Origin of the sequence: Eximiradius sp. (genome assembly GCA_937127445.1) — a bacterium.
Classification (GTDB): Bacteria; Bacteroidota; Ignavibacteria; order Kapaibacteriales; family UBA2268; genus JAKIZO01.
The window spans coordinates 16,100-29,890 of the sequence record CAKZLY010000034.1; the positions used below are offsets into that span (position 1 = coordinate 16,100).

The following is a 13,791-nucleotide window of genomic DNA, read 5'->3' on the forward strand; positions in this document are numbered from 1 at the left end:
TTTAAGAATTACTATTTTGAGGTTTGAAGTGAAATTCTTCTGTTCAGTGTTATTATTGATTTGTTGTGCCACGATAGCAAGTGCAAAACAACCTCTTTGTGCATTTAGAGTAGAAAATATATGGTATTTCTTAACCGAGGATGGTAAAGAAATGTGTAAGCCAATGATTTTAGACGGGATTTCGCATTATTCTGAAGGCAAATTTGCTGCAAGGAAAAGAACAAAGGATACAGTATATTTTGCTTATTTTGATACAAAAGGAAGAGAACTATTTAAAGCAAACACCTCGCTTCCGTTTCAATTCAAGCAAGGTTTCGCATTGACAGTAAAATATTTAGATGAAAAAGGAACTCAACGATTATATGGTATGATTGATAGCACGGGAAAAACTATTTTTGAGAATGTTTTGCCTGATGTATTGGAATTTTCAGATTCTTTGGCATATATAGATAACAATAATAGGAAAGGATACATAAATTTAAATGCAGAATTTGTAATTCAAATACCAGATACACTAGTAGGTTATAGATTTTCGGAGGGATTGGCGGCTGTTTCGAATGCTGAAATGAAAGTTGGTTTTATTAATAAAAGTGGTGAAATTGTTATTCCATTGAAATATTACGAAGCCGGTATTTTTTCTGAGGGATTATGCAAGGTATTTGGAGACAACGGCTTTGGATTTATTAACAAACAAGGTGATTTAGTAATTGCTCATCGTTTTGACGAAGCAAGAAATTTTGTCGAGAATAGGGCATTCGTAGGTATTCTGGATGATGAATATAAACTAACTTGGGGTTTTATTGATAAGGATGGGAAAATGATTGAAAGCTACATTTATTCCAATGTACTGGATTTTAGCGAAGGATTAGCATCTGTTCAAAAAGATAAATACTGGGGTTTTATTGATAAAAATGGCAATACGGTCTTAGATTTCAAGTATAATGATGCTGATAGTTTTAAAAATGGTTTAGCTTTTGTAGTCGATAGACAAAATAAAAAGGCTGGATATATAGACAAGCAGGGAAATTTTATCATAACATTCAATAAATTTGAAATTCTCATTGATTTTAGAAGTAACAGGAAATTCTTTAACTTCCAATAATATGAATCGAACGATATTTTTTTTGCTTTTCTTTGCTTCATTTAATTTATTTAGCGAGGAAATTGATACAAATAAAGTATTTCGGCTTAAACAATTGAATATTGAGGACAGCAGAATTGTTTCGCAAAAGGAGCTTGAATTTTCTGCAATTAATATTCTTACAAGAAGTGATATTGAACGTTCAAATTATTTTCAGATAAGTGAAATAATATCGAAATCACCAGGAGTTTTCATAAAAAATTATGGAGGACTTGGAGGATTAAAAACTGTTACATTGCGTGGAACAAATTCAATGCAAACAGTTGTAGCATTTGATGGCATTCCATTGAATTCCATTCAAAATGGGAGTTTCGATTTAACGGGAATACCACTAAGCATAATTGACAAAGTTGAGGTTACACGAGGTGGGGCAAGCAGCTCTTTTGGGAGCAATTCAATTGCAGGAGCGATAAATTTTATTCCCAAAATTGTTGATAGAAACGAACTTGAGTTGTTTGTAAAACACACTTCTTTTGCAGAGACTCAGGTAATGTCTTCGTATAATTTTAAAATCAGTTCTGTAAAAAATTCAATAAATATTGATTGGACAAACGGTCCTGGTGATTATCCTTTCGAGTACTTACAATTTGGGGAAAAGAAAACTGTCAGAAGAAACAATAATTATTTTAAAAATTTCGCCATCTCATATAGTAATGAATTTTTGGACAGTATTAGTAATTTTAGAAACACGATAATTTATGAGAAATCAAAAAGAGGTGTTCCTGGTGCTATTTTGCAAGGTAGAATTGAGTCAACGAAAGCAAATTTAAGTGAGCAGAAAGTATTTGCAAAAAGTAGTTATGATTATTTTCAGTTAGAGAATTTTTTGGCTGGACTTGATGCTGCTTACAGATATTCATATATGCAATTTATTGACCCAGAACTGCCTTCGATGAATGGAATTGGCACAAGCAATATATTTGCAACCAATGATTTTATTTTTCAAGCAAAAATAGGATTTAATTTTGAAAACAATGAGATATTTTTAAGGACAGGGACTAATTGTTCGCTACTCGAAGGAGATATGCTCGACCCAAAAGCAGGAGCAAAAGTTCATCGACTAAATCTGTTTATAACAGTAAGTTATTCGAATGTATTATATCTTTTTAATTCAAAAATTACATCTAATATTTCTTCTAGAGCTGATTTTTTTGATGATGGGGGTCCATCCTTATCACCATCAATTGGGTTAAAAATTGATTATGATTATGTCTATCTTAAAATTCTGAATTCATTTAATTATCGGAAACCAAGTTTTAACGAAATGTATTATCTGAACTATGGAACAAAAGATTTGCGACCTGAGAAATCCTCAAATTACACTATTACTTTTGGAAGCAATTACCTTGAGAAAGTTCAGGTTGATTTCAGTGCCTTCTTAATAGAAACAAGAGACCAAATTATTGCAATTCCCAAAAGTCCTATCTCTTGGAGTGCTGCAAATATTGATAAAGTTGAACATAAAGGACTGGAACTGTCATTACTGGGTAAATATTCTGAAATTTTTCTTGAAAAAATTGGGTTTAATTGGACATTACAATCATCTATAAACAAGACAAAAAGTTCGCTCTTTTATAATAAACAGTTAATATTGACACCACAGGAAATTATAAATGGATATATATTAATGAACTTTCAATATCTCAAATTTTCAGTTGATTTTGACTATACTTCATTCAGATATACTGACCCAGAAAACAATAATAATAGCATCTTACCTAAATACTTGCTTCTCGACTTTGGAATAATAATTCCTATCGAGATAAAGGAAAAAGAATTAAATGTTGTTATGGATTGTAAGAATGTTCTCGACAAGCAATACGAGATTATTCCAAATTATCCGATGCCTAAAAGACAGTTCATAGTTGGGTTAAATATTAAGTATTAGATTACCAGACCCATTCATGCTTGCTTTCACGTGTCATTAATTCATTTATCGCTTCCTTAGGCGATAAGTTTTCGAAGAGAATACGATAAACTTGTTGAGTAATAGGAAGTTCGACATTATGTCGCTCACCAAGTTCAATAGACGAAATAGTTGTCGCAACACCCTCGGCAACCATTTTCATAGATGATGTGATTTCAGATAAAGATTTTCCTTTACCAATTAGTTCTCCAACCAGTCTATTTCTACTATGCTTGCTATTGCAGGTAACAAATAAATCACCTAATCCAGATAATCCGGAAAATGTCCACGGGTGAGCACCACAAGCAACACCAAGACGAACAATTTCTGCAAGCCCCCGAGTAATTAAGGCAGCTTTTGTGTTGTCGCCATATCCGAGACCATCAATTATACCGGAGGCAATTGCTAATACATTCTTTAATGCACCACCAATCTCTGCCCCAACTACATCATTGGATGAATAGACACGAAATTCAGGAGTTGAGAACATTTCCTGGCATAGTTTTGCTTTGGAAATGTCGATTGAAGCAGCTACGACAGTAGTAGGGATTTTTCTCGATACTTCTTCGGCATGCGATGGACCACTTAGAACGATGAAATTGTCTTCTGGTAAATTAGTGATTTCAAAGAAAATCTGTGATATTCTGTAAGTTGTATTCTGTTCAATACCTTTGGATGTATTGATAAGTATTTTATTGGAAAAATCAATATTAGCCAATTTAGAAAATACTGAACGAATATATTGTGTTGGGACAGCATTTACAATAACATCATATTGTGCTAATTCATCGAGTGAGTTTGTTGATGTCAGTTTTGAATTAAGAGTTATTCCGGGAAGATAAGTGTTATTTATATGCAATGAATTTATCTCATCTGCGACTTCTTTTTCATTTGCCCAAAGCAATACATCAAATTGATAAGACAACAAATTTGCAAGTGTAGTCCCCCAGCCACCTGCACCAATAACCAAAACTCTTTTCAAATTACTTATCCGCCTTACTGAAAATTTTGATTAGATGTAAATTTTTGAAACGATTTTCCTGCCCTCTAAGAAGACGTTTAATATTTGAACGATGAGTATAAATAACTAATAAAGTAATCAGAAAAGAAAAATACACTAATATTTCATAATTAGGAATATTAACATGGAATAAATTATATCTAACAATTAGCGAGGAAGGTAAAGTGAAGGCAGCTGCGATAGAACCCAAAGACACATATCCGGAAAAAATCACTGCGAGTATAAAAATTCCAAGAGCAATCGAAACATCAACTGGAAGAATAGCTACCATCATCCCGGCAGTTGTATTTATGCCTTTTCCACCTTTAAACCCAACAAAAACGGAAAAAACATGACCTAATATTGCAGAAATGCCAGCAATAATTTTCACAATTGTGATATTTTCAAAACCAGTGGTATTGGGAAATGAAATTCCATTAGCAATAATTGGAGCAATAAGAACAACTGCAAGAACACCTTTTAAAATATCTATAATTTGAACGGCTAGTCCCCATTTCCAACCTAACACACGGAAAGCATTAGTGCTGCCCATATTACCGCTACCTTTCTCACGGATGTCGAAACCGAAGAAACGTTTGCTGATAATAACTGCGGTTGGGAAAGAGCCTAACAAATAGCTAAATAAAGATACGATTAAAATTTTAAGAATAGCTTCCATAAAATAAACTTAACACAAAATACACAAAAATAAGATAACAAAAATAATTTAAAAAATTATATTATTCAAACATAAGCATTAAATAATAATAAGTAACGCTAATAATCAATAAATATTATAAAGCAGTAGGCAAAAAACATTGCCTACTGTCTTAGAACAAAAAATTATAAATATCTATGAATAATACCTTCGTGGCGTTTGAAAATTGGTTCGTAATTCTTTACTTCTCGACCGAAACATACGCCAAGTTGTTCGTAGAAAGCAATTTCCTGTAAATCAACATATCTTTGTTTAATTGCTTCCGAGGTTGGTAAGTAAGAAATCTCATTACCTTCGACACCAACGACAGTAACTCCGTAAATTCCTTCAAGAAGAAGAAGAACAGCAGCTCCACCACCTTGCTTACCAAAAGCAACATCGTAAGCTGTTGTTCCACCAGCTCTTACTAAATGACCAAGTTGCACTTCTCTGATTTCCGGATACATATAAATTCCATCGACATATATACCTTCACGTTTTAGGACATCTGCCCATTCAGAATCTTGCTTCATAAAGAATTCCAATTGCTTGCGAATATATTGCCCAACGCCTGATAGTTTCTGGTGACCGAAAGAATCTTGACCAGCAGTTGAATCGGTAAAATATCTGCCTTCTTTATCTTTTACACCTTCTGCGGCAACAATTATGTATGTAGAACCTTTAACATCGGAATGAACCAAGCGATTAATATAAGTTTTCTTAAAGTGTTGATAAACTATTTCGTAATCTACATTAATTTCAGGGATAAGGATGCAATCAGCGTCAGCACCAACGCCACCACGAAAAGCAGTATGCCCAGCATAGCGACCGAAAACTTCGATAATTAGAGCACGATTATGGGTAAGACCTGTTGTACGAAGTTCGTCAGTAAATTTTGCAATACGGTTGATTGTGGAGTCTCCACCGACAGAATAAGTTTGTAAGTCTAAATCCATAGTTTTCGGCACATGCACACAAGGAATACCATTATTGTATAGGTCAACAACAACAGAGCCAGTGTCGTCGCCACCAGCAATGATCAATCCATCAATTCCGTGCTTTTTCAAGCCATCGCGTATTCGATCGTATTTATGCTCATCTTTAATTTTGCTAATTTTAACTCTTGAATGACCAGCTTCCGAACCAGCAACACCGGAGTGTATCCTGTCAATCCGGGATTCATCCATAATAACTAAATCGAGATTAATCAGATTATATAAACCTGCGTAACCATTTGGAATAATAGCAAGTTCAATATTATTTCTCAAAGCCATTCGAGCGGCACCATTGATTACAGCGTTTAATCCACCACAGTCACCGCCGCTTGTAATCACACCCAGTCTTTTAATTTTGTTCATTTAAGCTCCTCATTGATTTTCAACAAATGTTTTATGTAATTTTATACAATATTTACTAAATTTGCAAGTTAAAAAATAATCATAAAAATACTAAGTCAAAATTTGTTGAATTTTAAAAATGATGGACGAAAATTATACAAATATGACAGAAGATAATACTCAAAATGATGATTTATCAGAAAAAAAAGATGAAAAAGCACAGCTTATCGAAGAATTGAGCGATATGCTGGCTCAAACATTTATTGATAATATTGAGGTTTTATCTTCGATAACGTTATTGACTGAAAGATTGTATGATGGTAGTCATTCACGATTTGTTGCTGAAAAATGTGTGATGGTAGCCGAAGAACTCGGTATGGATGAGGAATCCACCTATGAGTTGAAAATTGCAGCTTTACTCCATGATATTGGGAAAATTACCTTTTTCGATTCTGCACTGCATAAAAATATCAATGAAATGTCGCCACTTGAATATGAGCATTATAAATATCACGTAGATGTAGGAGTGTATATACTAAAAAAACATAAACATTTAGAGAATATTGCAAATATTGTATATCAACATCACGAAAAACTTGACGGTTCAGGTTTTCCACAAGGTTTGAAAGGTGATAGCATACTTCCTGCTGCTAAAATAATTAGTGTCGTCAATTTCTTTCATAATACTGTTTATAAAAGATCGAGAACTCGTTCTGGTACTCCTGCAAGGCTAACTATGGTAATGGACATTAATTCTTTTTTGGAAGCAACAAAAACAAAATATAATTTTGCATTAAATTTTTTGTATAATAGGCGTGGAATATTATTCGAAAAAAAAGTTGTTGAAGTATTTATTGATATTATTCAAGCCGAAAGAATGAGTTTAGGACAAAAAGCAGTTATGAGAGTGCCTATAAATAAAATCGAGCCTGGAATGGTATTTGCGGAAGATTATTATACTAAACAAGGTATATTAATTGCAGCAAAAGGAGAAGCAGTGAAGAAAGAAATGATACCTGCATTAGTTCGTTTTGCTGAAAATGATCAGCTACCAATGAAAATTCTTGTTTTAAAATAGAGTATAGAAATATGGCAAAAGAAACAGGAGATCTTGCTAATGTGCTCGTCATAGACGATAGCGATACCTATCGTATGATGATGAAAAAGGTAATTGAATTATATTTTTATGCGAATGTACATCTTGCGGAAAATCCTGGTGAAGCATTTGAAATGATACCGAAAATTAGTCCCGATTTGATAATTCTTGATATGCAGATGCCTGTAATGGATGGTTTTACAGCTTTAAAAAATATTCGTTCAATTGATGGCACAAAAGATATCCCTGTTATTGCTTTTACGGCACTCAGCACATCAACTCTTGTTGCCGAACTTGTTAAATGGAAAATCAATGATTTTATTAAAAAACCTACAACAACGGAAATTATTGTGAAAAAATTAAAGCCATTCTTGCCACTTAAGCGGGATATCGGTATATAGTAATGTTAAAAAGCATAGATGAAATAATTAGGGGAAAAAGCCCGGTGATCTTTCTTTTCGGCCAGGAAGAGTTTTTAATAGGTGAAGCATTAGAAAAACTAATAAATAATTTTTTCCCTGATAAGAAAAACTCTTATGATTTTGATTTATTAGATGGTGGAGAAATTGACGAAAGAGCTATTGTCGAGAGATGCTCATCATTCCCAATGATGAGTGAGAAACGAATTGTTGTTGTGAAAAATACAGAAAAGTTATTCACTGGACGTAGTAAAAAAGCAGACAAAAATTCATCATTAGCAAAATATTTAGACAGCCCATCGGATTTTTCAATTTTGATCTTCGTTGCTTATATTGATAATTTCTCTGGGATTGGTGCAGGACTTGCAGGCAAAAACAAAGCAAAATTTGAAAAAATGATCGAACAAGCAAAATTCCCTTACAACATTTTATTGAAAAATTATGATTGGATAGAATTTCCTAAACTATATGATAACCAAATAATTATCTGGATAAAAGAAAGGTTCAAAATTTACGGTAAGCAAATTTCGCAGGAAGCTGCAAATCTTTTGTTTGCACTTTCGAGTGGAGAATTGCGTGATATTGCCAATGAAATTGAAAAGATTTATTTGTTTGTTGGTGAAAGCAAAGAAATAACGCTTGATGATATTTCAAAGGTTACGGGAAATAGAAGAACCAATAATGTTTTCGAGCTGCAAAGAGCAATAGGTACAAAGAATATTACACTTGCGAATGAAATATTATTTAATATGCTTGCAAATGAACGTCAGGAAATGCTAATTATAACAATGCTAACCCGTTATTTTATTGCAATTTGGAAAGTACAGGAATTGCTTAATAAAACAAAAGATACAAAAGAGATTGCCGATGCAATTGGTGTAAATTCTTATTTTATCAAAGATTATATTGAACCTGCGAAAATTTATTCTAATAAAGCCACTGAAAATGCTATCATTTCACTTTGCGAAGCCGATTTTGAATTGAAATCATCGGGTGGTAATAATATTTTAACCTTGCAAAATCTAATTGAAAAAATAATTAACTATAACTAATCATTGAAAGACCATGTTACAGATAGATGAAAAACTCTATCGAGCATAGGGTAATTACGCACTCTATAATAATATTGCCCCAAGATATTCTCGAAGCTCAGCCTTAAATAAGCATTGCCAAGTCTCAATGCCGCAAAAGCGTTGATCCCATTACCAAGCCATTTCCCTTCGATATCAGTTTCCACAAAATCTTTACTAATCGGATAGAAGTATAGACCCTTTATTGGAGAATATATTTCTGCTTCTAACCCTGCTTTTAAAATGCTATTTCCAACCATATATTCGTATGCTGCAGAAAAATTAGAGTAGAACAAGGGATAATATAATTCCTGGCGGTTATTTGTTTCCGAATACTGCGAGACTATTTTTGCGTCTAAAAATATTTTGTCAAAAAATTTATCAGACCAAAAAATGGAAATTCCAAAAGAATTTCGGCTGCTGCAATCACAATCATCTGAATATATCACATAGTTTTTGTTTAACGATAATCTTGCTATCAATGGATTGTTTGTCCGACGATAGAAAATGGTTGATTTAATATTAAAATTATACCAATATGAGTTAAGTAAAAATAAATAGTTGGTTTCTGTGGCTCGGGTGAGACCTTGCGACAGATTTGGGAGAATTTGAAAATTAGAAAAGTCGAATTCGTATTTGGAACTAATAAAATCAAAGGATATTCGGGCAGCATATGAAAACAAATCGTTATAGAATTTTCTTTCATATCTTATTCCAGAAGAAAGATTAATGTTATCAGTTACAGGTATTTTGACTTTAAAAAATGAACTACCTGCAAATTTTTCAAACGATTGAGTAAAACTATTTTTTTCAATTGAAGTTTGTTCAAATGTGCCTCCAATCATTAAATTTAGGAATGGCAGTAAATGATAATCAATTAAAAGGTTTGCTCCATAAAGAAAAGTATTGTATATATTTTTTCCTTCGGGTTTAGTTTGTAAGATTTCATCTTCGTTTTCGAATCGAAGCTGGTTTTCTTGATGAGAAAAATATATATTAAATAAATAATTAGAAACAATTGAATGAAATGAAACTGTAAAAATTAGGTCAGTAGTGTAGTTTCTTTCACGAAAATCATTAAATAAAACGTTTGTCTCGAACTCGTTAGCTGGATTGGAGGCATTTTCTTCTACTCCACCATTTAAACCATATTTTTTATTATTAAAGATGTAATTAAGCGAAATTGAATTTATGCTATCGAGATTATAGCGTAAAGTGGAGCGAACCTGCCAATGCTCTATTCCTTGGTTTGAATAACGTCCATCTGCACCTAAATTACTAAAACCGAGAACATAATTGAATTTCGGAGTAATATTTTGACTTAATTGCCCATCAGAAGCAATGAGTTCATAACCTGATTGGGAATACCAAAATTTCGTAAACGGCAAAGCGGTATTGTATATCTTTTCTTGAAAATTAATAGCAACAGATTTTCCTGTGAGCAGAACGGCATCTGAACCCTCTAAAATTTCTATCTTTTCGAATTGTTCAGGAGAAATTTGGTTTATTTCTGAATAATCGTATTCAATCCGTGCTATTCGAACACCATTAAAACAGACCGAATTATCGCGCGCGTTACCGGAAAAAGCGGAAAAATAAGTATTATATCGTGGAAAGCCTAAATCCAGTTTATAATAACTATTTTTTTTGAAAATAATATCGCTTGTAGAATAGAAGTTGTCATAATTTATTTCTCTTTTGCTAATTTTTGACTGGAAATCAATAACTGAACCGTGAAAGCGTGATGGAATAATTTTAAGAGTGTCGCTTATACTTATTTTTAAAGTGTCGTTGGAAAGAGACTGCTCATGAATAAATATAAATAACAACAAAACCACAAGTCTTTTAAACATTTATTGCTAACGCCAATTACTACAAAATAATTAAACAAAAATAATCAGTTTGGTTCAAAAAAAAATAAAAATTTCGTATTTTTGTTGTTTTCATAAGTAATAAGTGTGTAAAAATGTACGAAAAACTAAAGTCTGTGCTCGAAAAATACAAAGAGTTAGAAGAAAAATTGAACAATCCAGAATATTCGATGAACCCTAATTTGTTAAAAGAATTAAATAGAGAAATAAAACAAATTAAGCCAGTTGCTGTGGCAAGCGAAAAATACATTAAATTATGCGACGACTTAAATTCAGCACGTGAATTGACTGAACAGAAAGACGTTGACCCGGAACTTAAAGAACTTGCATATATTGAAATCTCGGGATTACAGGAACAAATCGAAAAGATGGAAGAAGAACTAAAATTTCTTCTTATTCCGCGTGACCCAAATGACGATAAAAACTGTATCGTGGAAATCCGTGCAGGAACTGGGGGCGACGAAGCTGCAATCTTTGCCGGCGACTTATTTAGGATGTACCAAAGATTTGCGGATAAAAAAGGTTTCCGCCTGGAAATCATTGATTTCAACGAAAGCGAACGAGGTGGATTTAAAGAAATCATCTTTTCACTTAGTGGTGAAGAATTATACGGATTGATGAAGTTTGAAAGTGGTGTCCATCGGGTGCAGCGTGTTCCAGAAACTGAAGCAAGCGGACGTATCCATACATCAGCTGCAACTGTTGCTGTGCTACCCGAAGCAGAGGAAGTCGATATTCAAATACGCGAAGAAGATTTGAGAATTGATATATTCCGTTCTGGTGGCGCTGGTGGACAAAATGTTAATAAAGTGGAAACAGCTGTACGACTAACTCACATTCCAACGGGCATAGTTGTCTCCTGTCAAGATGAACGCTCTCAGCTTAAAAACCGAGAAAAAGCTATGAAAGTGCTTCGTTCTCGTTTGTATGAGATTGAATTAAAGAAACAGCAAGAGGAAATAGCATTATCAAGACGCTCAATGGTCAAAACGGGTGACCGTTCTGAGAAAATCCGCACCTATAATTATCCTCAAAATCGTGTTACCGACCATAGATTAGAAGGAGAGGCAAAAAATTACTCGCTAAAAGAAGTGATGGACGGAGACTTAGACCCAATTATAGAAGCTTTGCGAATTGCAGAAAGAGCAGAAATACTAAAAAATAGCTGAAATAATTCTAATTCTGAGGTTAAAATTTATAATTAACTAACTAAACACTTCAATACTTAATGCAGTTAATTTAGTGGGAAGTGTTGTTTACAAGAAGATAAGTAATAAAACCAAAACTTTTCAGTTATTACCAGATTTTTTCCAAAAAAATCAAATCAAAGGTGTTTCCATCGAAAACCCCATAACAAGGATTATTTAGCCATTCACCTAAATTTACATATTTACCTTTTCCGAAATCAACAATTTCAGCTTTATGCCGATGTCCCATAACAACAAAATCGTAGTTTTCATCGAGAATTTTGTATTTGGCAAAATTCAACATCCCGTCAATTTCACCATATTTTTTGTTTGAGGTGTAGGAACGACTCTTTTGAGAACTATGAGAAGCTAGTTTAATTCCACAATCAGGATGTATTTTTGAGTAGAGCCACTTTGCGAGTTTGTTCCTTAATATTTTTTTTAAAAGCAAATACATTCTGTCGTTATACGCCTTTCCATCACCGTGAGAGAGATAAAATTTTTTCCCAAAATAAATTTTAGTAATATCTTGTTCAATTACATTTATTTTGAGTTCATTTTTGAAAAAATTATAATGCCCAAAGTCGTGATTTCCCATCAAATATGTAATAATAATGCCAGAAGAAGAGAAATCTTTCAATTTTGCCAGAGTAAGATAAAAATCACGTGGTATAACTGTTTTATAATCGAACCAATAATCAAATAAATCACCTATAATAACTAATTCTGAACAATTAGATTTAATTTTATCAAAAAAAGCAAGTAATAATTCTTCACGCTTATAATCAAAATCTCTTTTGAAAAAACCAAGATGAACATCAGAAATGAAATAAACTTTTCGATTATTTTCTTTCATATACCCAATTACCATCTTTGTTGTCAACAAAACCGAGTTTTTCCCAAAATCCAATAGCAGAGAAACGAACTCTATCGGCAATAATTTTAGAGAAATGTTTTTTTGCTTGTTCGACGAAAGTTTTGCCCAAACCACGGCCTTCGTATTCAGGGAAAATATTTATCGAATAAATAATTAAAGTATCGTCTAAAATCTGGCATCTTGCTTTGCCAACTCTAATGTCGTTGCAGGAAATATTAGCCCAGTCATAATTAGACTTTTGTGCATCTCTTGGAATGAACTCTATTTTTATATTTTCTTCCATAATCAAAAATCTATTAATTTTTGAAACCATCACAAAAAGCAAGCACATTTTTAGGCAAATCAGGAAGGTAGTAACCGCCTTCAAGCACAGCGAAACGCCGTCCTTTTGCTATTTTTTTTGCAAGCTCTTTCATTTTACGCCCGATTACGTAGAAATCGAAAGTAGATAATTTCTTCCCAACATCAAGCAAATATGAATCAAAGCCAGCTGAAACCGCAACAATATCTATATCGGATAGTGTTTCGGTAAAATCATCGATTATTTTCAAATACTTTTGGGCATCATCAGCCATTGGATTTAATATTTTTACTTCTTTCCAGTCCGACAAGCAATCTATCGTTCCATCACCAGTGTGAGCATCGAAATCAAGAACAAAAGCTGAATTAATTCTACCTTGTTTTCTCAATCGTTTTAGAGCAATCGCAATATTGCAAAAATAACAATAGCCCCAGGCATCACCTCGGGAAGCGTGATGGCCTGGGGGACGCGCGCATGAAAACGCAGGCACCCCATCCATCGCAAGGTCGGAAGCCTTGATTGCTGATGCAACCGAAAGTTTGGCAATAGAAAATAGTGTATCATTCGATTTGATTTTTTCAACATATTCAAGAAAGTGAACATTTAAAATATCTGCATCATTAATATTAGGTGGCTGAATAATATGATAATCATTTTGAGTTTTAAGAAGTTCGATTATTCCTGAAATTCTGCCTTTCATTGCAGCAGAGGAATTTTCGTAGTCAATTTTCTCAAATTCGTCACTACATATAACATATATGTTATTCATAACGAATACCAATATCTATGATAGTTTCGAAATGCGCATTTGAATTTTTTTCTTTCAAAAACTCAAATATTCGATTAACATTATTTTCACCAATATAAGAGGAGGAAAAAGAGACAGTTT

Annotated in this window: 13 protein-coding genes; 6 read left to right on the forward strand and 7 right to left on the reverse strand. The window is 33.1% G+C overall.

The window, feature by feature from the left end:
- Positions 1–28 precede the first annotated feature (28 nt).
- Positions 29–1,102 (forward strand): WG repeat-containing protein, encoded by a 1,074-nt coding sequence (locus AC6QZF_RS10135; RefSeq protein WP_499799767.1) that lies wholly within the window; start codon positions 29–31, stop codon positions 1,100–1,102.
- Between the two features lies 1 nt (position 1,103).
- A complete protein-coding gene (locus tag AC6QZF_RS10140) occupies positions 1,104–3,029 on the forward strand; it encodes a TonB-dependent receptor plug domain-containing protein (protein WP_499799768.1) in 1,926 nt (641 codons plus the stop codon).
- 1 nt (position 3,030) lies between these two features.
- On the opposite strand, the gene AC6QZF_RS10145 is transcribed toward AC6QZF_RS10140, so the two are convergent.
- From AC6QZF_RS10145 to AC6QZF_RS10155, 3 genes are all read right to left on the reverse strand, one after another.
- On the reverse strand, positions 3,031–4,029 hold the full coding sequence (locus tag AC6QZF_RS10145; protein ID WP_499799769.1) for an NAD(P)H-dependent glycerol-3-phosphate dehydrogenase: 999 nt from the start codon (positions 4,027–4,029) through the stop codon (positions 3,031–3,033).
- A 1-nt stretch (position 4,030) separates the two neighbouring features.
- Positions 4,031–4,726 (reverse strand): glycerol-3-phosphate 1-O-acyltransferase PlsY, encoded by a 696-nt coding sequence (plsY, locus tag AC6QZF_RS10150; RefSeq protein ID WP_499799770.1) that lies wholly within the window; start codon positions 4,724–4,726, stop codon positions 4,031–4,033.
- Positions 4,727–4,890: 164 nt separating this feature from the next.
- The gene (locus AC6QZF_RS10155; RefSeq protein WP_499799771.1) at positions 4,891–6,102 is read right to left on the reverse strand and encodes a 6-phosphofructokinase; all 1,212 of its coding nucleotides are present in this window, start codon (positions 6,100–6,102) and stop codon (positions 4,891–4,893) included.
- A gap of 118 nt (positions 6,103–6,220) precedes the next feature.
- Between AC6QZF_RS10155 and AC6QZF_RS10160 the strand changes: the two genes are divergently transcribed.
- The 3 genes from AC6QZF_RS10160 to holA are packed head-to-tail and all read left to right on the forward strand — an operon-like array spanning position 6,221 to position 8,648.
- Positions 6,221–7,159 carry an HD-GYP domain-containing protein gene (locus tag AC6QZF_RS10160; RefSeq protein WP_499799772.1) on the forward strand — a complete coding sequence of 313 codons (939 nt, stop codon included), beginning with the start codon at positions 6,221–6,223 and terminating at the stop codon, positions 7,157–7,159.
- Positions 7,160–7,170: 11 nt separating this feature from the next.
- Positions 7,171–7,578: a response regulator gene (locus tag AC6QZF_RS10165; protein ID WP_499799773.1), complete on the forward strand. Its 408-nt coding sequence runs from the start codon at positions 7,171–7,173 to the stop codon at positions 7,576–7,578.
- A gap of 2 nt (positions 7,579–7,580) precedes the next feature.
- Positions 7,581–8,648 carry a DNA polymerase III subunit delta gene (gene holA / locus AC6QZF_RS10170; protein ID WP_499799774.1) on the forward strand — a complete coding sequence of 356 codons (1,068 nt, stop codon included), beginning with the start codon at positions 7,581–7,583 and terminating at the stop codon, positions 8,646–8,648.
- On the opposite strand, the gene AC6QZF_RS10175 is transcribed toward holA, so the two are convergent.
- On the reverse strand, positions 8,645–10,519 hold the full coding sequence (locus AC6QZF_RS10175; RefSeq protein ID WP_499799775.1) for a TonB-dependent receptor: 1,875 nt from the start codon (positions 10,517–10,519) through the stop codon (positions 8,645–8,647). The genes holA and AC6QZF_RS10175 overlap by 4 nt on opposite strands.
- Before the next feature lie 113 nt (positions 10,520–10,632).
- Here AC6QZF_RS10175 and prfA point away from each other — a divergent pair, with 113 nt between their 5' ends.
- Positions 10,633–11,706: a peptide chain release factor 1 gene (gene prfA, locus AC6QZF_RS10180; protein ID WP_499799776.1), complete on the forward strand. Its 1,074-nt coding sequence runs from the start codon at positions 10,633–10,635 to the stop codon at positions 11,704–11,706.
- A gap of 127 nt (positions 11,707–11,833) precedes the next feature.
- Here the strand turns inward: prfA and AC6QZF_RS10185 are convergent, their stop codons facing one another.
- The 3 genes from AC6QZF_RS10185 to AC6QZF_RS10195 are packed head-to-tail and all read right to left on the reverse strand — an operon-like array spanning position 11,834 to position 13,671.
- Positions 11,834–12,580, reverse strand: a complete 747-nt coding sequence (locus tag AC6QZF_RS10185; RefSeq protein WP_499799777.1) for a UDP-2,3-diacylglucosamine diphosphatase — start codon at positions 12,578–12,580, stop codon at positions 11,834–11,836.
- Positions 12,567–12,884, reverse strand: coding sequence for a GNAT family N-acetyltransferase (locus AC6QZF_RS10190; protein ID WP_499799778.1), 318 nt, complete (start codon positions 12,882–12,884; stop codon positions 12,567–12,569). The genes AC6QZF_RS10185 and AC6QZF_RS10190 overlap by 14 nt, the downstream gene beginning before the upstream one ends.
- Positions 12,885–12,897: 13 nt before the next feature.
- Entirely contained in the window at positions 12,898–13,671 is a 774-nt protein-coding gene (locus AC6QZF_RS10195; RefSeq protein WP_499799779.1) for a histone deacetylase family protein, read from the reverse strand.
- Positions 13,672–13,791 lie beyond the last annotated feature (120 nt).